The following is a 21,506-nucleotide window of genomic DNA, read 5'->3' as shown; positions in this document are numbered from 1 at the left end:
CCATGTGCGCCCTCCCGTCACACAATTTGCCGGGCCTGTGGACAAAGCCGGGGCTCCGTTGCGTCATGGACTGGTGAAGGCTGCATATTCCCGGGGGAAGGCCCCCGGAACCCCGAGTGCGTGCATCCTCGTTGTCGGCGGCGGCTACGTCGGGATGTACACCGCGCTGCGTCTCCAGCGGAAGCTGAAGACCCAGCTGAGAAGTGGCGCGGCCGAGATCATCGTGGTCACGCCCGAGCCCTACATGACGTATCAGCCTTTCCTTCCGGAAGCGGCCGCGGGTTCGATCTCGCCCCGCCATGTGGTGGTGCCGCTGCGCCGTGTCCTCGAGCACTGCAGCATCGTCATCGGTGAGGTCGAGTCCGTCGACCACGCCAAGCGCACGGCGACCGTCGCGACCCTCGCCACCGAGGACGAGGGCGCAGGACCGGTCGAGATCACCTACGACGAACTCGTCCTCGCCCCCGGGGCCGTCTCCCGCACCCTCCCCGTTCCCGGCCTCGCCGACCACGGCATCGGCTTCAAGGCCGTCGAGGAGGCCATCGGGCTGCGCAACCATGTCATCGAGCAGATGGACATCGCCTCCTCCACCCGCGACCCCGCCATCCGCGACGCCGCCCTCACGTTCGTCTTCGTCGGCGGCGGCTACGCCGGAGTCGAAGCCCTCGGCGAGCTGGAGGACATGGCCCGCTACGCCGCGCGCTACTACCACAACATCAAGGCCGAGGACCTGAAGTGGATCCTCGTCGAGGCCACCGAGCGGATCCTCCCCGAAGTCGGCGAGGAGCTGGGCCGGTACGCCATCCGGGAGCTTCGGGGCCGCAACATCGATGTCCGCCTCGGCACCCGCCTGGAATCGTGCGAGGACCGTGTCGCCGTACTGAGCGACGGCTCGCGCTTCCCGACTCGTACGGTCGTGTGGACCGCGGGCGTCAAGCCCGCCCCCGTCCTCGCCGCCACCGGCCTCCCGCTCAACAGCCACGGCCGCCTCAGGTGCACCGCCATGCTCACGGTCGACGGCGTCGAACACGCCTGGGCCGCCGGCGACGCGGCCGCCGTCCCCGACCTCACCGCGAGCGAGGAGGGCGCCGTCTGCGCGCCCAACGCCCAGCATGCGCTGCGCCAGGCCAAGGTCCTCGCCGAGAACATCGCCGCCTCACTGGACGGCCGGGCCCTCGAGGACTACCGGCACAAATACGTCGGCTCCGTCGCCTCCCTCGGCCTCCACAAGGGCGTCGCGCATGTCTACGGCCGTAAACTGAAGGGTTATCCGGCCTGGTTCATGCATCGCGCCTACCATCTGAGCCGGATGCCGACCTTCAACCGCAAATGCCGGGTGCTCGCCGAATGGATGCTCGCCGGTCTGTTCAAACGTGAGATCGTCTCGCTCGGTTCACTGGAACACCCGCGCGCCGAATTCGAACAGGCTGTTGGGCGTGAACGTCCCAAAGAGGGCTACTAGCCGGCACCGAGGCCGACCGGCCGATGTCAGTGCCGTCGGCCACACTGGACGTGTGACCATAGGTGGGCTCACACCTGCACAGAGTGACCGGTGGCCGTCTTCCGACCAGCCGACCCGCGACGACCACAGAGCGACAACACACGAGGCCAGATCTTCCGTGAACTTCACGCGCTGGAGCGCCCGACTCCCCGGTACGCAGCGCCGCGCCGCGGCGCGGACCGGTCGCGGTTCCGTGCCCGCGGCCCGCGGTGGGTACGAGCAACAGTCCCAGCCCGGACCCCATGCCCGCGAGCACCCCGACGCCCCCGCGCTGGAGGACCTCTCCGTGCGGGAGATCCTCGGCAGCCTCCCCGCCCTGGTCGCCCTGGTGTACGGCCCGGAGCACCGCGTCGCGTACGTCAACGACGCGTACACCGCGGTCTTCGGCCCCCGCCCGGTCGGAGCGCCGGCCGCGGATGCCCTGCCCGAGCTGACCGGACTCGGTCTGCTCCCGCTCATGGACCAGGTGCTGCGCAGCGGCAGGCCACGGACCGTCAAGTCCCGCCGGGTGCCCGGCGGTGGCTCGTACACCGTCACCTGCATGCCCGTCACGCTGCCCACCGGCGGTTCCCTCGGGGAGGGAGAAGGCGGCGGCGTCCTCGTCTTCGCCGCCGATGTCACCGGCCACGCCGAGGCCGCCGAACGCCTGCGCGCCAGCGAACGCCGGCACCGCGAGACCGCCGTCACCCTCCAGCGCTCCCTGCTCCCCCAGGAGCTGGAGCAGCCCGACGACCTGCGGATCGCCGCCACCTACCAGCCGGGCGGCACGGACGCCGCGGTCGGCGGCGACTGGTACGACGTCATCACCCTCGGCGCCGGCCGCACCGCCCTCGTCATCGGCGACGTCATGGGCCGCGGAGTACGCGCCGCGGCCGTCATGGGCCAGCTCCGCACCGCCGTGCGCGCCTACGCCCGCCTGGACCTGCCGCCGCACGAAGTGCTGCAGCTCCTCGACGGCCTGGCCGCCGAGATCGACCCCAGTCAGATCGCCACCTGCGTCTACGCGGTCCACGACCCCAACGAGGGCCGCCTGGTGTACGCGTCGGCCGGCCACCTCCCCATGCTCGTACGCCTCGAGGACGGTACGGTCCACCGTGCCGCCGAACCGACCGGACCCCCGCTCGGCACCGGCGGCTGGCTGCACGCCTCGAGCTCCATTCCGCTGCCCCCCGGCGCCACCGCCGTCCTCTACACCGACGGACTGGTCGAGCGTCGTGGCGAGGACATCGACGAGGGCGTCGCCGCCCTGGAAGCGGCGCTCGCCGGAGCCGCCGGGACGCCGCAGGTGTTCTGCGACCGCCTGCTCCGCTCCCTGGGCGTGACCGCGGGACACGACGACGACGTCGCCGTCCTCGTCGTCCAGCACCCTTCCCGTACGGGCCAGGACGCCGAGCTCTTCCACAACGCCGCCCTCGACCTGCTCGGCGGTGTCGAGGCCGCCCCGCGCGCCCGCGCCTTCGCCTCCGGAGTGCTGGCGAGCTGGCGCTTCCCGGTCGAACTGTGCGACCTGGGCGTGCTGGCGGCCAGCGAACTCGTCGCCAACTCCCTCCAGCACGGCACGCCGCCGATGCGGCTGCGGCTGCGCCGCACCGACCGGCGGCTGATCATCGAGGTGACCGACGGCGACGACCATCTGCCGCGCCGCCGCCGCGCCGACCCGGCCGACGAGACGGGCCGCGGGATCTCGATCGTCGCGACGATCGCCTCGTCGTGGGGTTCACGGCGCACGCCGGGCGGCGGCAAGGCGGTCTGGTGCGAGTTCGCGCTGCCCCGGTAGCCGTACACGCGAGCGCCGGACGGAGCCGGAAATCCGGCCGCGTCCGGCGCTCGATGCCCTGGCTTCGGGGCGGACCCCCGGTTCAGTGGGAGGCCGGCACCGGCTCCGGAAGATGCTGTGCCACCACTCGCGTCCTCGCGAGCGCCGGCTGGTCCTGCACCGGTGTGAGCTTGCCGCCCAGCCGCAGCGCCAGCACGCTGATGCCCAGCGAGAAGACGATGAACGTCAGGATGTACGGAGCGTGCAGTGAAGCGCCCATCGGTCCGCCCACGGCCGGGCCCAGGGCCAGCGCGAGCTGCTTGACCAGCGCGAAGGCGGAGTTGTACTGCCCCACCATCGACTCCGGCGCCAGATCGGCCACCAGCGGGGCGACGGTCGGCGCCAGCATCGCCTCGCCGAGCCCGAACAGCGCGTACGTCGAGATGAACGCCGCCGTCGCCATCGCCTGGCTGCCGTGTCCCAGCCCCGCGTACCCGGCGGCGATCCAGGCGACCGTCCAGATCAGCCCGACCAGCGCGATCGCACGGCTCCGCCGGCGCCGCTCCACCATCTTCAGCACGACGAACTGCGCGACCACGATCACCGCCGTGTTGGCGGCCAGTGCGAGGCCCAGGGTCGACGGTGAGATCCCGGCCGCCTCCACGCCGTACGCCGGCAGTCCGGACTCGAACTGTCCGTAGCAGGCGAAGAACAGTACAAAGCCCAGCACGCACAGCTGCACCATCGCCCGGTGCCGCAGCAGGACCTGCCAGCCGCCCTTCTCACCCTTGGGGCGGGCGTCCTGGACCCGCAGAGCATGCGGCAGCCGTACGGTCGTCGCGACGGCCGCCAGCACCAGGAACATCGCCGCCTCGGCGACGAACAGCTGCGTGAAGCTGTCCGGCCGGCTCACGTCCACGATCTGGCCGCCCAGCAGCCCGCCGATACCGAGACCGACATTCTGCAGGAAGAACTGCATGGCGAAGGCACGGGTACGGGTCGCGACGGTGGAGCACCACACGATCATCGTGGCGAGCGCGGGCTGCATGACCGCGGTGCCCGCCCCGATCGCCGCCGCGGACAGGACGACCGTCGGGATCGTCGCGGAGAACCCCATGCCGAGGGCGCCCACGGCCGCCAGCAGAGCGGCCCCCACGAGAACCGGCAGCGGCCCGCGCCGGTCGATGGCCCGCCCGGTGAAGGGGAGGGCGACGAGTGCGGCCAAGGCGAAGACGGCGAGCACGGCTCCGGCCGTGCCCGCGCCCAGGTCCCGCACCTGAGCCACATACACATAGAGATACGGGACGGTGAACCCGAGCCCGAACGCGCTCAGCGCGTTGCCTGCCTGGATCCGGCGCATCGCCGCGCCCATCACCTTGGTCACACTCACCTGCCTTAAGGATGTGGAGGTCTGAAGCTCGAAGACTTCACCTCTAAAGTTCGATGCTTAACTGTACATACCGAAGGACTTAGACGGCAACGTGCTTCATGCGATACTCGGGCGCATGCCAGAGACCCCCGAGCCCACCGGGCCGCAGGAGCCGAGCCTCGACGAGCAGATCGCCGCCTATCAGCGCGAGTTCCGCGACCTCGACCCCCAGGTCGAGGTCGTCATGTCGGCCCTGAGCCGGCTCCACCGGCGCATGAACGTGGCGTACGGCCGTCAGCTCGCCACGCTCGGCATCAGCAACGCCGAATGGGAGGTGCTGAAGTCGCTGGTCCTCTCCGGCGCCCCGTACCGGATGGGCCCCGGCGAACTCGCCAAGCGGCTCGGTCTCACCCCGGCCGCCATGACCCACCGCATCGACCGGATGGCGGGCGAGGGCCTGGTCACGCGCGACCGCGACGAGAGCAACCGGGTGCGCGTGATCGTCGAGCTGACGGACGAGGGTCGTACGAAGTGGCTCGAGGCGATGCGTATGGCCGTGGACTTCGAGGGCAGCCTGCTCCAGGACCTGTCGAGTGACGAGCGGGGTGCGCTGGGCGACAGCCTGATTCGCTTGCTGCGCCGCGTGGAAGAGGCCCAGCCGGACGCCGGCGGCCGCCTCACCGACCTGGACTGACAGGGGCGCTGACGGGGTGACGGCCGGGGGTTGACAGCCCCCTGGCCGATCCGTAAAGTTCTCCGAGTTGTCACGGAGCCGGAACGGTTCTGCGGCAGCCGTCCGCCGCAGATATGCGGCAACCAACCTCTGCACGATCTCCCGGCCGGGATGATTTCGGCTTGCCCGAATTCATTTCGAAACACCCGATTATGGGTTGCCGAGAAAATCAGCTAGAGTTTGGACGTCGGAACGGCCCGAAAGCCGGGAAGACAAACCCCTCTGACTGGGAATCAGACGCCGAAAGGATCTGATAGAGTCGGAACCGCCGGAAAGGGAAACGCGAAAGCGGAGAACTTCACGGCAGCCCGCTCCAGCGGGTGGCGGAAACGGAAATCGGATCTGCTAAGCTGGAAACACCGAAGGGAAGCGCCCGGAGGAAAGCCCCAGAGAATGTCGCTGCGGGTGAGTACAAAGGAAGCGTCCGTTCCTTGAGAACTCAACAGCGTGCCAAAAATCAACGCCAGATTAGTTGATACCCCGTCTCTCTTGAGACGAGGTTCCTTTGAAAAGTCCTACTTGCCCTTGTGGTGGGTAGGCGAAAACACAGCGAGGACGCTGTGAACGGTCGGATCATTCCTCCGACTGTTCCGCTCAACGCGAGTGTCACTCCCGATTACGGGAAAACATTCACGGAGAGTTTGATCCTGGCTCAGGACGAACGCTGGCGGCGTGCTTAACACATGCAAGTCGAACGATGAAGCCCTTCGGGGTGGATTAGTGGCGAACGGGTGAGTAACACGTGGGCAATCTGCCCTTCACTCTGGGACAAGCCCTGGAAACGGGGTCTAATACCGGATATCACTTTCTCTCGCATGGGAGAGGGTTGAAAGCTCCGGCGGTGAAGGATGAGCCCGCGGCCTATCAGCTTGTTGGTGGGGTAATGGCCTACCAAGGCGACGACGGGTAGCCGGCCTGAGAGGGCGACCGGCCACACTGGGACTGAGACACGGCCCAGACTCCTACGGGAGGCAGCAGTGGGGAATATTGCACAATGGGCGAAAGCCTGATGCAGCGACGCCGCGTGAGGGATGACGGCCTTCGGGTTGTAAACCTCTTTCAGCAGGGAAGAAGCGAAAGTGACGGTACCTGCAGAAGAAGCGCCGGCTAACTACGTGCCAGCAGCCGCGGTAATACGTAGGGCGCAAGCGTTGTCCGGAATTATTGGGCGTAAAGAGCTCGTAGGCGGCCTGTCACGTCGGATGTGAAAGCCCGGGGCTTAACCCCGGGTCTGCATTCGATACGGGCAGGCTAGAGTGTGGTAGGGGAGATCGGAATTCCTGGTGTAGCGGTGAAATGCGCAGATATCAGGAGGAACACCGGTGGCGAAGGCGGATCTCTGGGCCATTACTGACGCTGAGGAGCGAAAGCGTGGGGAGCGAACAGGATTAGATACCCTGGTAGTCCACGCCGTAAACGTTGGGAACTAGGTGTTGGCGACATTCCACGTCGTCGGTGCCGCAGCTAACGCATTAAGTTCCCCGCCTGGGGAGTACGGCCGCAAGGCTAAAACTCAAAGGAATTGACGGGGGCCCGCACAAGCAGCGGAGCATGTGGCTTAATTCGACGCAACGCGAAGAACCTTACCAAGGCTTGACATATACCGGAAACGGCCAGAGATGGTCGCCCCCTTGTGGTCGGTATACAGGTGGTGCATGGCTGTCGTCAGCTCGTGTCGTGAGATGTTGGGTTAAGTCCCGCAACGAGCGCAACCCTTGTTCTGTGTTGCCAGCATGCCCTTCGGGGTGATGGGGACTCACAGGAGACTGCCGGGGTCAACTCGGAGGAAGGTGGGGACGACGTCAAGTCATCATGCCCCTTATGTCTTGGGCTGCACACGTGCTACAATGGCCGGTACAATGAGCTGCGATGCCGCGAGGCGGAGCGAATCTCAAAAAGCCGGTCTCAGTTCGGATTGGGGTCTGCAACTCGACCCCATGAAGTCGGAGTTGCTAGTAATCGCAGATCAGCATTGCTGCGGTGAATACGTTCCCGGGCCTTGTACACACCGCCCGTCACGTCACGAAAGTCGGTAACACCCGAAGCCGGTGGCCCAACCCCTTGTGGGAGGGAGCTGTCGAAGGTGGGACCAGCGATTGGGACGAAGTCGTAACAAGGTAGCCGTACCGGAAGGTGCGGCTGGATCACCTCCTTTCTAAGGAGCACATAGCCGACTGCGAGCAAATGTCTCGCACGGTTGCTCATGGGTGGAACGTTGATTATTCGGCACGATCGGGATGAGGACTGCTAGTACTGCTTCGGCGTGGAACGCAGCATCTGAGACCGGACGTGTCGGGCACGCTGTTGGGTCCTGAGGGAGCGAGCGATGCTCGTCCTTCAGACGCCGGCCCCAGTGAACTCGTCAGTCAGCTGGCGGGGTGATGGGTGGCTGGTCGTTGCTTGAGAACTACACAGTGGACGCGAGCATCTGTGGCCAAGTTTTTAAGGGCGCACGGTGGATGCCTTGGCACCAGGAACCGATGAAGGACGTGGGAGGCCACGATAGGCCCCGGGGAGCTGTCAACCGAGCTTTGATCCGGGGGTGTCCGAATGGGGAAACCCGGCAGTCGTCATGGGCTGTCACCCGCTGCTGAACACATAGGCAGTGTGGAGGGAACGCGGGGAAGTGAAACATCTCAGTACCCGCAGGAAGAGAAAACAACCGTGATTCCGGGAGTAGTGGCGAGCGAAACCGGATGAGGCCAAACCGTATGCGTGTGAGACCCGGCAGGGGTTGCGCATGCGGGGTTGTGGGAGTTCTCTTGACCGGTCTGCCGGCCGGTCGGCGAGTCAGAAACCGTATGGATAGGCGAAGGACATGCGAAAGGTCCGGCGTAGAGGGTAAGACCCCCGTAGCTGAAATCTGTACGGCTCGCTTGAGAACCACCCAAGTAGCACGGGGCCCGAGAAATCCCGTGTGAATCTGGCGGGACCACCCGTTAAGCCTAAATATTCCCTGGTGACCGATAGCGGATAGTACCGTGAGGGAATGGTGAAAAGTACCGCGGGAGCGGAGTGAAATAGTACCTGAAACCGTGTGCCTACAAGCCGTGGGAGCGTCGGACGTACTTGTACGTCTCGTGACTGCGTGCCTTTTGAAGAATGAGCCTGCGAGTTAGCGGTGTGTAGCGAGGTTAACCCGTGTGGGGAAGCCGTAGCGAAAGCGAGTCCGAACAGGGCGATCGAGTTGCACGCTCTAGACCCGAAGCGGAGTGATCTAGCCATGGGCAGGTTGAAGCGGAGGTAAGACTTCGTGGAGGACCGAACCCACCAGGGTTGAAAACCTGGGGGATGACCTGTGGTTAGGGGTGAAAGGCCAATCAAACTCCGTGATAGCTGGTTCTCCCCGAAATGCATTTAGGTGCAGCGTCGTGTGTTTCTTGCCGGAGGTAGAGCACTGGATAGGCGATGGGCCCTACCGGGTTACTGACCTTAGCCAAACTCCGAATGCCGGTAAGTGAGAGCACGGCAGTGAGACTGTGGGGGATAAGCTCCATGGTCGAGAGGGAAACAGCCCAGAGCATCGACTAAGGCCCCTAAGCGTACGCTAAGTGGGAAAGGATGTGGAGTCGCAGAGACAACCAGGAGGTTGGCTTAGAAGCAGCCACCCTTGAAAGAGTGCGTAATAGCTCACTGGTCAAGTGATTCCGCGCCGACAATGTAGCGGGGCTCAAGCGTACCGCCGAAGTCGTGTCATTGCAGCATAAAGCCCCAACGGGTGCTGTGATGGGTAGGGGAGCGTCGTGTGCCGGGTGAAGCAGCCGCGGAAGCGAGTTGTGGACGGTTCACGAGTGAGAATGCAGGCATGAGTAGCGATACACACGTGAGAAACGTGTGCGCCGATTGACTAAGGGTTCCTGGGTCAAGCTGATCTGCCCAGGGTAAGTCGGGACCTAAGGCGAGGCCGACAGGCGTAGTCGATGGACAACCGGTTGATATTCCGGTACCCGCTTTGAAGCGCCAGCGCTGAACCCAGCGATGCTAAGCCCGTGAAGCCGCCCTGATCTCTTCGGAGTTGAGGGGAGTGGTGGAGCCGGTGACCCAGACTGGTAGTAGGTGAGCGATGGGGTGACGCAGGAAGGTAGTCCAGCCCGGGCGGTGGTTGTCCCGGGGTAAGGGTGTAGGCCGTGTGGTAGGCAAATCCGTCACACATACAAGGCTGAGACCTGATGCCGAGCCGATTGTGGTGAAGTGGATGATCCTATGCTGTCGAGAAAAGCCTCTAGCGAGTTTCATGGCGGCCCGTACCCTAAACCGACTCAGGTGGTCAGGTAGAGAATACCGAGGCGTTCGGGTGAACTATGGTTAAGGAACTCGGCAAAATGCCCCCGTAACTTCGGGAGAAGGGGGGCCACGCCTGGTGAAGGAACTTGCTTCCTGAGCTGGGGGTGGCCGCAGAGACCAGCGAGAAGCGACTGTTTACTAAAAACACAGGTCCGTGCGAAGCCGTAAGGCGATGTATACGGACTGACGCCTGCCCGGTGCTGGAACGTTAAGGGGACCGGTTAGCTCACCTTCGGGTGGGCGAAGCTGAGAACTTAAGCGCCAGTAAACGGCGGTGGTAACTATAACCATCCTAAGGTAGCGAAATTCCTTGTCGGGTAAGTTCCGACCTGCACGAATGGCGTAACGACTTCTCGACTGTCTCAACCATAGGCCCGGTGAAATTGCACTACGAGTAAAGATGCTCGTTTCGCGCAGCAGGACGGAAAGACCCCGGGACCTTTACTACAGTTTGATATTGGTGTTCGGTTCGGCTTGTGTAGGATAGGTGGGAGACTTTGAAGCAGCCACGCCAGTGGTTGTGGAGTCGCCGTTGAAATACCACTCTGGTCGTGCTGGATGTCTAACCTCGGTCCGTGATCCGGATCAGGGACAGTGTCTGATGGGTAGTTTAACTGGGGCGGTTGCCTCCTAAAGAGTAACGGAGGCGCCCAAAGGTTCCCTCAGCCTGGTTGGCAATCAGGTGTTGAGTGTAAGTGCACAAGGGAGCTTGACTGTGAGACCGACGGGTCGAGCAGGGACGAAAGTCGGGACTAGTGATCCGGCGGTGGCTTGTGGAAGCGCCGTCGCTCAACGGATAAAAGGTACCCCGGGGATAACAGGCTGATCTTCCCCAAGAGTCCATATCGACGGGATGGTTTGGCACCTCGATGTCGGCTCGTCGCATCCTGGGGCTGGAGTCGGTCCCAAGGGTTGGGCTGTTCGCCCATTAAAGCGGTACGCGAGCTGGGTTTAGAACGTCGTGAGACAGTTCGGTCCCTATCCGCTGTGCGCGTAGGAATATTGAGAAGGGCTGTCCCTAGTACGAGAGGACCGGGACGGACGAACCTCTGGTGTGCCAGTTGTCCTGCCAAGGGCATGGCTGGTTGGCTACGTTCGGGAGGGATAACCGCTGAAAGCATCTAAGCGGGAAGCCTGCTTCAAGATGAGTATTCCCACCTCCTTGAGAGGGTAAGGCTCCCAGTAGACGACTGGGTTGATAGGCCAGATGTGGAAGCCCGGCAACGGGTGGAGCTGACTGGTACTAATAGGCCGAGGGCTTGTCCTCAGTTGCTCGCGTCCACTGTGTTTGTTCTGAAGTAACGAACTCGCCTTGTCGGCTGGAGTTCAACTTCATAGTGTTTCGGTGGTCATAGCGTTAGGGAAACGCCCGGTTACATTCCGAACCCGGAAGCTAAGCCTTTCAGCGCCGATGGTACTGCAGGGGGGACCCTGTGGGAGAGTAGGACGCCGCCGAACAATTATTCCAGGGAAGCCCCGGACCATATGGTCCGGGGCTTTTCTGCGTTCAGGACCGGGTGCAGAAGCCGCCGTTCGGATCACTGATTGAGGCCCTTCCGGTGATTGCTGGACGTTCCGAGAGCGGAGCGCGCATTGCAGGGGTACAGCGTCTCCACAGAATGACCCCGAGATCCGTGAGGAGATCAGCCATGTACGCAGCCGTTCGGCGGTATGAAGGGGTGACCGATCCGGCCGAGGCGGGACGACGAGTGAACGAGGGATTCGTGCCGCTCGTCCGCCAGGTCTCCGGCTTCGTGGCCTACTACTGGGTCGACGCCGGGAGCGGGGTGATGGTCTCGACCAGCGTCTTCCAAAACCAGGCCGGAGCCGAGGAATCGAGCAAGAAGGCGGCGGACTTCGTGCGGGACAACCTCACATCACTGTTCCCCAACCCTCCACAGGTCATGGCCGGCCAGGTTGTCGCTTCCGCGTAGCAGTCCCCGGACTCCCGGTCGGAGGCCCTGTCGGCGAGGTCCGGCAGGGCCTCCGACCGCGTTGGCAGCGCAGACTCGCCCCACCGGTCCGAGTGGTCGGTCTCAGTTGTGACGAGGATCGGCGTATGGATCACGTGATACGGCCCGTCCGCCCCGACGAGTGGCGGAAGGTCAAGGAGCTGCGGCTGGCCGCGCTGGCCGATCCGGTGGCGCACCTTGCCTTCCTGGACACCTACGAGAAGGCATCCGTCCGGCCCGATTCCTTCTGGCAGGAGCGGACCCTCGGCGGGTCCATGGAGGGCGCGGGGGCCGACCGGCAGTTCGTGGCCGAGGGGCCGGACGGGGAGTGGGCCGGCACGGTGGTGGTGCTGGTCGAGAAGGCGGGCGCCGATGACGTCTTCGGCGGGCGGATCGCGGCGGACCAGGGGCATCTGGTTGCTGTCTTCGTACGTCCCGAGCACCGCGGCACCGGGCTGACCCGACGGCTGTTCCGGGCCGCCCTGGACTGGGCCTGGTCGCTGGAGGAGCCGCGGCTGACGCGGGTGCGGCTGTTCGTCCACGAGGACAACGCGCGTGCCCGGGCCTTCTACCGCAAGTTCGGTTTCATGGAGAGCGGGGAGGCCGCGCCGATGCCGGGCGACCCGTCCGCGAAGGAGCTCGAGATGGTGATCGTGCGGCCCGCCACGGACGGCTGACCGGCTGGTTTTCGGGGCGCGCCGGGCCACTGCCGGCCGCAGCGCACCAGCAAGGGAAGAAGGCCGGTGTCCCAGGGAGGGCACCGGCCTTCTTCCCTTGCGAGGTCAGGCGGCGAGTTCGGCCTTCTCCGCCGGGGCCGCGGCGGGCTCGGGCTTGGTGTCGCGCATGATCAGGGTGGCCAGGAGTGCGGCGGCGAGGACGCCGATCGCGCTGATGGTGAAGGTGGTCGACATCGAGGTGGTGAAGGCCTCCCGGGCGGCCTGGACCAGGCCGGTGTCGCCCTGGGCGACGGCCAGCGCCCCGGCGATCGACTGCTTCGCCTGCTCGGGCGCGTCGGCGGGCATCTCGCCGGCGAAGCCGCTCGACAGGAGCGAGCCGAGGATCGCGATGCCGAGCGCGGTGCCGGCCTGCTGGATGGTGTCGTTCAGGGCCGAGCCGACGCCCGCCTTGTCCGCCGGGATGGTGCCCATCAGCGCGCCGACCGCGGCCGGCATCGCGAGGCCGGCGCCGAGGCCGAGCAGGCCGAGGGCGACCGCCGGGACGGTGAAGCCCGAGTCGGCGGAGACGGTGGTCAGCAGCGCGAAGGAGGAGGCCATCACGACCATGCCGGCCAGGATCAGGCAGCGGTTGCCGATCTTCGCGGCGAGCTTGGCGCCCGCGCCGTTGCCGATGAGCGCGGCGATGGCCAGGGGCACGAACGCCAGGCCCGCCTTGATCGGCGAGTAGCCGAGCACGAACTGCAGGTACTGGGTGAGCACCAGCATCAGGCCGCCGTTGCCGATCTGCACGAGGGCCAGCGAGAGCGAGCCGCCGCTGAAGTTGCGGTGCTTGAAGAGCACCATCGGCACCATCGGCGCGGAGGTGATGTTCTGCCAGATCACGAACCCGGCGAGGGCGACGACCGCGACGGCCAGGGTGATCGTCGACCGGCCGCCGAAGGCGCCGTGCTGCGGGAGCTCGATGATCCACCAGACCAGGGCGGTCATGCCGGCCGCGGACAGCACCGCGCCGAGCGGGTCGGGCTTCTGCCACGGTGCCTTCGACTCGGGCATGAGGGTGAGGCCCGCGAGGACGGCCAGTGCGACGACCGGGACGTTGATGAAGAAGATCGAGTGCCAGGAGAAATGGTCGATCAGCACGCCGCCGAGTACCGGACTGCCGACCAGGCCGAGCATCGACACCGAGCCCCACGTCGCCATCGCCTTGGGGCGCTCCTCCTCGTCGAAGACGGTGATGAGGATCGACAGCGTAGAGGGCATGATCAGCGCTCCGCCGACGCCCATCGCGACGCGTGCGGCGATTACCTCGCCGGGGGTGGTGCAGAAGGTCGCGGCCAGTGACGCCACCCCGAAGAGCAGCAGACCGATGATCATGACCTTTCGGCGGCCGAACCGGTCACCCAGGCTGCCGGAGGTGAGCAGGAGCCCGGCGAAGACCAGGATGTAGGAGTCGAGGATCCACTGGGTGTCCTGGGCGCTCGCGCCGATGTCCTCGGTCATCGCGGGCACCGCGACGGTCAGCGCCATGTTGTCGACCACGAGGACCAGCGTGCTGAGGCACAGCACGACGAGGATCCACCAGCGACGTGGATTGCGGGTTTCCATAGGGCGTCCTCTCGGCCTGCGCACGCTGTTCCTTCGATGCGCACACTGTACGCATCGCGGAACAGTGTGCGCAATACTCAATCCCTGTACGCTGGATGCGAACGGCGTACGCACTGAAGGAGCGCCATGGCCGCCAAGTCGAAACCGATCCCGTCCGTGTGGACCCGGCAGCAGCGCGAGCCCGACCAGCCCGCGCTCAGCCGGGCCGCGATCGTCCGCGAGGCGATCGCCATGCTCGACGCCGAAGGCATCGAGGCGCTCAGCATGCGCAAGCTCGGCGCCCGCCTGAACGCCGGCGCGACCTCCCTCTACCGGCACGTCGCGACCAAGGATGAGCTGATGGAGCTCGCGGTGGACGAGGTGGCGGCCGAGATCGCAGTCCCTCCCGCCGACAGCCCCGACTGGCGCGCCGCCGTCACCGAGGCCGCCCGCTCCTTCCGCACGACGGCGCTGCGCCACCCGTGGCTGGCCTCGGTCCTCGGCCAGGCGGGCCTCGCCTACCTGGGCCCCAACCTCATGTCCTACGCCGAGAGGCTGGCCGCCCTGTTCACGGCCGCCGGCTTCCCCGAACCGAGCCGCGCGATCGACACCGTCATGACCTACGCCATCGGAATGAGCACCACGGAGGCGGCCTGGCTCACCACGATCGCCCGCTCCGGCGAGACCGAGGCCGACTTCATCGCCCGCCTTATGCCGGCCGCCCGACGGGCCGCGGCCGGCCACGAGCACCTCGCCGACTCCTACGCCGACGTCGCCGCGGCCATCGACCCCGCCCAGGCCCGCGAAGCCAAGTTCGCCTACGGCCTGGAAGTCGTCCTCGACGGCCTGGCGCTGCGGCTACAGCACTAGCGGCCGGGTCCAGCGGGCCCTGCCCTGTTCGCGGGAGCGCAGCAGGGCGAGGGTGGGCAGGCCCTGCTCCTGGCCGGTCGTCAGAAGGCCGGGCAGGAGGGGGAGTGGGGCGACGGCCGCGATGTCGTCCAGGACGAGGGTCAGTGGTGGGTCGAGCCGACCGTCGGATGACCGTGCGGCCATGCGGCGGCCGTGCTCGACCACGCTTGATGCGAGTGCGGTGAGCAGGGGCATCGCACCCGGGTGGGAGCGGGGGTCCTCGATTGCTTCACCCACCACGTAAAGGGTTCCCCCCTCGTCCACAAATGATTCCAAGGTGAGCGAATCTGCTCGGTTTGGAGTACAAGCTTCTCGAATGTGGATCGAGGAGAGGGAGGTGAGTGCTCTGGTCACCAACTCCTGGGCGATGTCCCGTCGTTCCGCGTGCGCCGTGAGAGCCGACTCGAGGAGCCCGGCGGCGCCGCTCGCCGCCTTGGGATGGGTACGGAGGACACGTACCGCCTCGTGCGCGGTGCCGCCCTGGGCCCAGCGGTGCACCTGCTTGAACGGCCGCCCGTCCACCGCCGCCGCGTGCAGCCAGCAGCGCAGCAGCGTCTCCGCGGTGTCGGCCATCGCCGTGTCCATGCGGGCCTGCGGCCGTACGGGGGCGAGGAGCGCGACGGCCCGGGCCGCGGCGATGTCGGCCGACTCGCAGCCGTGGCTCGGCGACCAGTGGAGGCGGGCCGGGGTGTCGCAGAGGTGCCCCGGGTCGTAGACGAGTACCGGCCCGAGCTTGGCTCGGGCGTCCTTGGTCTCCGCCCAGAGGGAGGGGTCCGACGTGACGACGAGCGCAGGGCCCTCGGCGTCCCGCACGGCCCGCAGGGCGGTGGGCCGCCGCGTCTCGGGGCCGCCGTAGAGGACGCCGCCCCGCGGGCTCGCGGCTTCGCCGCTGTCCTCGGCGGCGTGTGCTTCCCGAGGCGGCTCGGTGTCCGTACGCGCGGGTTCACCGCGGCGCGACCCGTCGGTCCCGTGCTCCGCGAGGCCGCGTGCGGCGGCCTCCCAGCCGCTGCCGCCCACCGGCTCCCCGCCCCGCGGGCTTGCAGTGGCGGGTTGTGCCTCGGCGAAGGCGTGGTCCGGGGGTCTTCTGTCGCGGTGGCCGATGTCGCCGCCCGTGTTCCCGGGGCCCCAGTGCTCCCCGCCCGGTGGGCGGCCGGCCACGGGGCTCGCCGCCGCGCCGCCGGACGGGGTGCCCGCCGGCCGTCGTACTCCGCGCCTCGCCTGGCCTCTCAGCCCCGCGACCGCCAGTACCCCCAGCACCATCAACTGCCCGATGAGCAGCCCCCAGAACAGCCCCCATCCGGAGAGCTGCTCCGCCGGGGTGGCGGGCCAGGCCGCCGCCAGGTCGTCCGGCGCGGACAGCAGCCGGCGTACCGCCTGCGGGGCGCGGGTGAAACGCACCCCGTCCGGCCAGGCGCCATGGGCCAGCAGGCCCCCCAGGCCGGTGGACGTCCAGGCCAGCAGCGTCAGGCCGAGAAGCAGCGCGAGCACGCCGACCAGCAGGCCGTCCGGGATGCCCCGCTCCTCCTGACGCTGACGTACCTGGGACATCTCACGCCACCGACGACTCGTCGTTCACGTGCTTCTCGATGAGCGCCGCCCGCTGTTCCGTCTCCAGCTCCGCGGCGCGGAGGTCGTCGGGCGCGGACGACTCCGTCATGGCACGGTCCGTGTAGACCAGTGGCCGTTCCCGTTCCGTCACGAGGTGCTTGACCACCTGGACATTGCCGTTGACGTCCCAGACCGCGATGCCCGGGGTGAGGGTGGGGATGATCTCGACGGCCCAGCGGGGGAGGCCGAGCACCCGGCCCGTCGCCCTCGCCTCGTCGGCCTTCTGGGCGTAGATCGTCCTGGTCGAGGCCATCTTCAGGATGGCCGCGGCCTCCTTCGCCGCTGCCCCGTCCACCACGTCGCTCAGATGGTGTACGACCGCCACGAAGCTCAGGCCCAGCCGCCGTCCGAACTTCAGCAGTCGCTGGAAGAGCTGTGCGACGAACGGCGAGTTGATGATGTGCCAGGCCTCCTCCACCAGGAAGATCCGTTTCTTCCTGTCGGGCCTGATCCAGGTGTGCTCCAGCCAGACGCCCACGATCGCCATCAGGATCGGCATGGCGATCGAGTTCCGGTCGATGTGCGAAAGGTCGAAGACGATCAGCGGGGCGTCCAGATCGATCCCGACCGTCGTCGGCCCGTCGAACATGCCCCGCAGGTCACCGTCGACCAGCCGGTCCAGCACCAGGGCGACGTCCAGGCCCCAGGCCCGTACATCGTCTATGTCGACGTTCATCGCCTCGGCGGACTCCGCCTCCGGGTGGCGAAGCTGCTCCACGATGTCCGTCAGTACGGGCTGCCGGTCGTTGATCGTCTCGTTGACGTACGCGTGCGCGACCTTGAGCGCGAAGCCGGAACGCTCGTCCAGTCCGTGCCCCATCGCGACCTCGATGATGGTCCGGAGCAGCGCCAGCTGCCCGGTCGTCGTGATCGACGGGTCGAGCGGGTTCAGCCGGATGCCGTCGTCCAGCGCCGCCATCGGGTCGAGCCGGATCGGCGTGATGCCCAGCTCCTGGGCGATGAGGTTCCACTCGCCCACCCCGTCCTCGCCCTGGGCGTCGAGCACCACGACCTGCCGGTCGCGGAACCTCAACTGCCGCAGCACATAGGTCTTCTCCAGTGCCGACTTGCCGTTGCCGGACTCGCCGAGCACCAGCCAGTGCGGGGCCGGGAGCTGCTGGCCGTACAGCTGGAAGGGGTCGTAGACGTACCCCTTGCCGCTGTATACCTCACGCCCGATGATCACGCCCGAGTCGCCGAGCCCGGGCGCGGCCGTCGGCAGATAGACGGCCTGGGCCTGGCCCGTCGACGTGCGCACGGGAAGGCGGGTGGTTTCCACCTTCCCGAACAGGAAACTGGTGAAGGCATCCGTGACGGCGGACAGCGGATCTCGCATGGCGGGGACTGCCCTCTCGGTCAGTGACGGATACCGGTGGCGAACGGCAATGTGTTGACGAAGGCCCGGTGGTGCTCGCGGTCGCACCACTCCAGCTTCAGGAACGACTTGCCGGCCGAGGCGCGGATCGTCCGCTTGTCGCGGGCCAGCGCCTCGGGCGAGCGGGACGACACAGTGATGTACCCGACAAGATTCACTCCGGCCGCTCCGCTCGCGAGATCTTCACCCCGCTGGTCGAGCCTGCCGTGTGCCGCGATGTCGCGCGGGTCCACGGTCCGGTTCATCTTGGCGGCGCGGCTGGCCTCCGCCTCGTCGTTCGTCTTCTCGGTCAGCATCCGCTCGATCGCGACCTCGGTGGGCTCGAGATCCATGGTGACCGCGACCGTACGGATCACATCCGGGGTGTGGACGAGCAGCGGCGCAAGGAAGTTGACCCCGACCGGCGTCATCGGCCACTCCTTCACCCAGGCCGTCGCATGGCACCAGGGCGCGCGCGTCGACGACTCGCGGGTCTTCGCCTGCAGATACGTCGGCTCCACCGCGTCCAGCTCGGCCGGCCAGGCGTTCCGCCTGGTCATCGCCTGGATGTGGTCGATCGGGTGGTCCGGGTCGTACATCGAGTGCACGAGCGACGCCAGCCGCCCCTGCCCGAGCGGCTGCCGCACCCGGATGTCGGCCTCCGCCAGCCGCGCGCAGATGTCGGTCAGCTCACGCGCCATGACGACTGCGAGCCCCGCGTCCTTGTCGAGCTTGCGGCCCCCGTGCGGACGGGCGGCACGCGCCATCGCATGGGCCTCGGAAGCCAGTTCGCGGGTGAAGTGCATACAGGCGACGAGGTACGCCCGGTGCTGCTCGCTGGACGTCGACACCATCGACTGCAGCTGGTCGTACGAATCCTGCAGCCAGCCGGGCGCGTTCGGGTCGCCGCGCAGCGCCACGTCCTTGGCGTGCGCGTCCGGGTCGGCGGGGAGCGTACGCGCCAGCATCTGCAGCCGCGTCACGAAGCCGTCCCCGTTGGCGACATGCTTGAGCAGCGTGCCGAACCGGTCGACCAGTGCCTCCTGGTCCTCGCTGTCGCGCAGTCCGACGCCCGGGCCCTCGATCTCGATGGCCGCCGTCACCGTCCTGCGGTCCGCGTGCAGCAGCACCGCGATCTCGTCCGGGCCGAAGGGCGCGGCCAGCCACGAGATCCGGCCGATCCCGGGTGGCGGGCCGACCTCCACCTCACGCCCGTCGAGCCGGGTGCCGGCCTCCATCGCGCCGGAGCGGTAGGTGGTGCCCTGGCGCAGGCTGCGCTTGTACGAGCGGTTGATCTCGAACCACTTGTAGAAGGTGCGCTGCTTGTACGGCACGTACACCACTGCCAGCGCCAGCATCGGGAAACCCGTCAGCAGCACGATGCGCAGCGACAGCACCGGCACCAGCAGCCCGCTCATCATGCCGAGGAACGCACCGACGATGATCAGGGCGATCTCGCCGGTCTCGCGGTTCTTGCCGACGATCGCGTTCGGCCGGGCCCGGCCGATCAGATACGTACGGCGGGGCGCGATGGTCGGGGACTGCGTCGTCAACGCCCTCCACCTCCTGCTCCTGTGCTGCGGTTGCTGTGCGGCGTGCTTGATGTGCTCGGGCTCGCGCTACGGGGCGAGGGGGCGGAGGGGACAGCTCCGCCGCCGGTCCCGCCCGTGGCCGCGGGCCGGCTGCTGTGCGCGGCCACCCCGCCGGACATCGAGCTCGCGCTCGCCGTGGGTGCGGGCGCGGCGCTCGAACGGTCGTGGCTGCGGCTGCTGTGCGTCTTGATGCCCTGCGAGACGAGGGCGGCCGGGGAACTGATCACGGCGGCGGCCTGCGCGCCGTCCGTGGCCTGCTTGCGGTTCGTACGGGCCGCGGCGATCTCGTCGCCGAAACCGGGTACGAAGCGGTAGATCATCGCCGAGGCGAAGATCGCGAGCAGGATGATCGCGAGGCCCGACACGACGGCCGAGAACGCGTTCGGCCCGTCGTCGGAGCTCAGCGCCCCGGCCAGGCCCAGTACGATCACGATCACCGGCTTGACCAGGATCACCGCGATCATGATCCCGGCCCAGCGGCGGACGTGCCCCCACATGTTCTTGTCGACCAGGCCGGCGTACACGACCGTGCCGAGCAGCGCGCCCACGTAGAGCAGGGCGGCCCGGATGACCAGCTCCAGGCACAGCACACCGGCCGCGAGCACGGTGACCAGGGAGACGACGATCAGCATGATCGGTCCGCCGCCGATGTCGTCCCCCTTGCGGAGGGCCTCGGCGAACGACCCGAAGAAGACGTCCGTCTGGCCACCCGCCCCGCGCGCGATGATCTCGGTGACCCCGTCGGTCGCCGAGACCACGGTGTAGAGGATCAGCGGCGTGAAGGCGGACGCGAGGACGGTGAGCCAGAGGAAGCCGATCGCCTCGGAGAGCGCGGTGGTGAGCGGCACGCCCCGGATCGCCCGCTTGGCGACCGCGAGCAGCCAGAGGACCAGGGTCAGGAAGGTCGCGGCCGCGAAGACGATGGCGTACTGCTTCAGGAACTCGGGGTTCGTGAAGTCCACGTCGGCGGTCTTCTTCACGGCGTCGGAGAGCTTGCCGACGATCCAGGCGGCGGCGTCCGCGCACCCCTTGGCGAGGGATGCGAGGGGGTCGAGGGCGTTTGCGGGGTCGGCGGGGGAGCGAAAGGCGGGGGCGGCGCCACCGTTACCGCTCTCGCAGTAGTCCCGTGCCGGGCCGGCGATCAGCGCGCAGGGGTCGTCGCTCTTGCCAGGCGACGGCGTCGGGGAAGGCGATGGTGCTGCGGCCGCACGGGCCGCGAACAGGACTGCTGCGGCCTCAAGCCCTGCCAGGGCAGCTGCGACAGATCCAGCGCGGTGTCGCGGGTTACCGGGCATACGTGAACCCTCCGAATCCGCTGACTGCCCCAGCGATCTCGTCCGAGTGGGACACGGCGTTGTCGCCGGTGACAGGCGTCGGTCCCTCCTTCTGGCTGGTCTCCAGGACCTTCCAGTCCGATCCGTTCCACTTCAAGTTCACGGAAACCGTGAACCAGTTACTGGTCACGGGCTTGGTGGACTTGTCGCCAGTCAGCCCGAACAGACCAGTGCACCAGACGTCCACGTCGGCGGTGCCACTCGCATAACGAGTGATCTTCGTGCCCACCGGAACCGTGCGGTTCACGAAGGTCGAACCGGCTGGGGCGGAGCCATCCGCACTGAGACCGATCTGTGCGAGGAATTCTTTGGAGTAGTCGGCATCGAAGCCCGACTGGAGCGTCGTCAAGGCGCTGGGATCGGCGATGGCACTCACGATCTCGTGACGGTGCGCGTCGTTGAACATCCCGTCAGACCCCAACGCCACCGCATAGTTCGCCGCAGCGCTCTGCGCACCCTGCTCGTCCTGCGCGAACCCCGATGCGATGCCCCCCTGCTTGCCCTTCACCGGGTTGACGCCCGTCGGCGCCGTCGGGCCCGTGCCGGGCCGCTTCGCGTTGCCGCCGCCGGACGAGCCGTCGTCACCGCCGCCCCGGTTCACGAAGGCGATCGCCGCGACGAGGAGCACCACGACGCCGACGACCATGATGAGGGAGCGCGAGTTCCGCACCGGGCGGCGGGCGCCGCCGTAGACGTCGCCGCCGCTGCTCTCGGGCAGGCGGGTACGGGTCTGGCCCGTGCCGCCGAAGCCGCCCTCGTCCCTGTGCTCGTCGCCGAGACTCATGCCGCGTACGCCCCCTCGACCGTTTGGTTTTCCTCGTCGTCACACGACGGTAGCCGTGCTGGATTCCGC

The 21,506-nt window shown here is 67.2% G+C and carries 13 protein-coding genes and 3 rRNA genes; 9 read left to right on the top strand and 7 right to left on the bottom strand.

All coding sequences use genetic code 11. From position 1 onward, the window contains the following. The first annotated feature begins 70 nt into the window (after positions 1-70). Both ABD858_RS15275 and ABD858_RS15270 read left to right on the top strand, forming a co-directional pair. Positions 71-1,462, top strand: a complete 1,392-nt coding sequence (locus ABD858_RS15275; RefSeq protein WP_345044563.1) for an NAD(P)/FAD-dependent oxidoreductase — start codon at positions 71-73, stop codon at positions 1,460-1,462. A gap of 157 nt (positions 1,463-1,619) precedes the next feature. Further along, positions 1,620-3,278, top strand: coding sequence for an ATP-binding SpoIIE family protein phosphatase (locus tag ABD858_RS15270; protein ID WP_345037678.1), 1,659 nt, complete (start codon positions 1,620-1,622; stop codon positions 3,276-3,278). 82 nt (positions 3,279-3,360) lie between these two features. On the opposite strand, the gene ABD858_RS15265 is transcribed toward ABD858_RS15270, so the two are convergent. Further along, on the bottom strand, positions 3,361-4,629 hold the full coding sequence (locus ABD858_RS15265) for an MFS transporter (RefSeq protein WP_345044561.1): 1,269 nt from the start codon (positions 4,627-4,629) through the stop codon (positions 3,361-3,363). Between the two features lie 133 nt (positions 4,630-4,762). On the opposite strand from ABD858_RS15265, the gene ABD858_RS15260 reads away from it, so the two are divergent. The 6 genes from ABD858_RS15260 (at position 4,763) to ABD858_RS15235 (ending at position 12,272) form a co-directional block, all read left to right on the top strand. Next, the gene (locus tag ABD858_RS15260) at positions 4,763-5,320 is read left to right on the top strand and encodes a MarR family winged helix-turn-helix transcriptional regulator (protein WP_345037676.1); all 558 of its coding nucleotides are present in this window, start codon (positions 4,763-4,765) and stop codon (positions 5,318-5,320) included. Positions 5,321-5,988: 668 nt separating this feature from the next. Further along, positions 5,989-7,514, top strand: a 16S ribosomal RNA gene (locus ABD858_RS15255). A gap of 277 nt (positions 7,515-7,791) precedes the next feature. Continuing rightward, positions 7,792-10,910 (top strand): 23S ribosomal RNA (locus tag ABD858_RS15250). A 74-nt stretch (positions 10,911-10,984) separates the two neighbouring features. Next, positions 10,985-11,101, top strand: a 5S ribosomal RNA gene (gene rrf, locus ABD858_RS15245). Together the 16S, 23S and 5S rRNA genes form the textbook arrangement of a ribosomal RNA operon. 191 nt (positions 11,102-11,292) lie before the next feature. Continuing rightward, positions 11,293-11,577, top strand: coding sequence for a hypothetical protein (locus tag ABD858_RS15240; protein WP_345037673.1), 285 nt, complete (start codon positions 11,293-11,295; stop codon positions 11,575-11,577). 125 nt (positions 11,578-11,702) lie between these two features. Then, positions 11,703-12,272 carry a GNAT family N-acetyltransferase gene (locus ABD858_RS15235; protein ID WP_345037671.1) on the top strand — a complete coding sequence of 190 codons (570 nt, stop codon included), beginning with the start codon at positions 11,703-11,705 and terminating at the stop codon, positions 12,270-12,272. A gap of 105 nt (positions 12,273-12,377) precedes the next feature. On the opposite strand, the gene ABD858_RS15230 is transcribed toward ABD858_RS15235, so the two are convergent. Next, positions 12,378-13,877, bottom strand: coding sequence for an MFS transporter (locus ABD858_RS15230; protein ID WP_345037669.1), 1,500 nt, complete (start codon positions 13,875-13,877; stop codon positions 12,378-12,380). Between the two features lie 126 nt (positions 13,878-14,003). Here ABD858_RS15230 and ABD858_RS15225 point away from each other — a divergent pair, with 126 nt between their 5' ends. After that, positions 14,004-14,726, top strand: a complete 723-nt coding sequence (locus tag ABD858_RS15225) for a TetR/AcrR family transcriptional regulator C-terminal domain-containing protein (RefSeq protein WP_345037668.1) — start codon at positions 14,004-14,006, stop codon at positions 14,724-14,726. Here the strand turns inward: ABD858_RS15225 and ABD858_RS15220 are convergent. Genes ABD858_RS15220 through ABD858_RS15200 form a run of 5 tightly spaced genes read right to left on the bottom strand, consistent with a single transcriptional unit; the run spans position 14,715 to position 21,437 of the window. Further along, the gene (locus ABD858_RS15220) at positions 14,715-16,313 is read right to left on the bottom strand and encodes a type VI secretion protein (RefSeq protein ID WP_345037666.1); all 1,599 of its coding nucleotides are present in this window, start codon (positions 16,311-16,313) and stop codon (positions 14,715-14,717) included. The two genes, ABD858_RS15225 and ABD858_RS15220, sit on opposite strands and share 12 nt — an antisense overlap. Before the next feature lies 1 nt (position 16,314). Further along, the gene (locus tag ABD858_RS15215) at positions 16,315-17,709 is read right to left on the bottom strand and encodes an ATP-binding protein (protein ID WP_345037665.1); all 1,395 of its coding nucleotides are present in this window, start codon (positions 17,707-17,709) and stop codon (positions 16,315-16,317) included. A 20-nt stretch (positions 17,710-17,729) separates the two neighbouring features. Beyond that, positions 17,730-19,280 (bottom strand): SCO6880 family protein, encoded by a 1,551-nt coding sequence (locus tag ABD858_RS15210; RefSeq protein ID WP_345037664.1) that lies wholly within the window; start codon positions 19,278-19,280, stop codon positions 17,730-17,732. Further along, complete coding sequence (locus tag ABD858_RS15205) at positions 19,277-20,614, bottom strand: hypothetical protein (RefSeq protein ID WP_345037662.1); 1,338 nt, start codon at positions 20,612-20,614, stop codon at positions 19,277-19,279. The genes ABD858_RS15210 and ABD858_RS15205 overlap by 4 nt, the downstream gene beginning before the upstream one ends. After that, the gene (locus ABD858_RS15200) at positions 20,604-21,437 is read right to left on the bottom strand and encodes a DUF8175 domain-containg protein (protein ID WP_345037660.1); all 834 of its coding nucleotides are present in this window, start codon (positions 21,435-21,437) and stop codon (positions 20,604-20,606) included. Before ABD858_RS15200 ends, ABD858_RS15205 begins: the two co-directional genes overlap by 11 nt. Between the last annotated feature and the right edge of the window lie 69 nt (positions 21,438-21,506).

This window comes from Streptomyces sannanensis, from assembly GCF_039536205.1.
GTDB classification, from domain to species: Bacteria; Actinomycetota; Actinomycetes; order Streptomycetales; family Streptomycetaceae; genus Streptomyces; species Streptomyces sannanensis.
The sequence above is the reverse complement of the archived record's forward strand: the minus strand, read 5'-3'. Positions and strand labels throughout refer to the sequence as shown.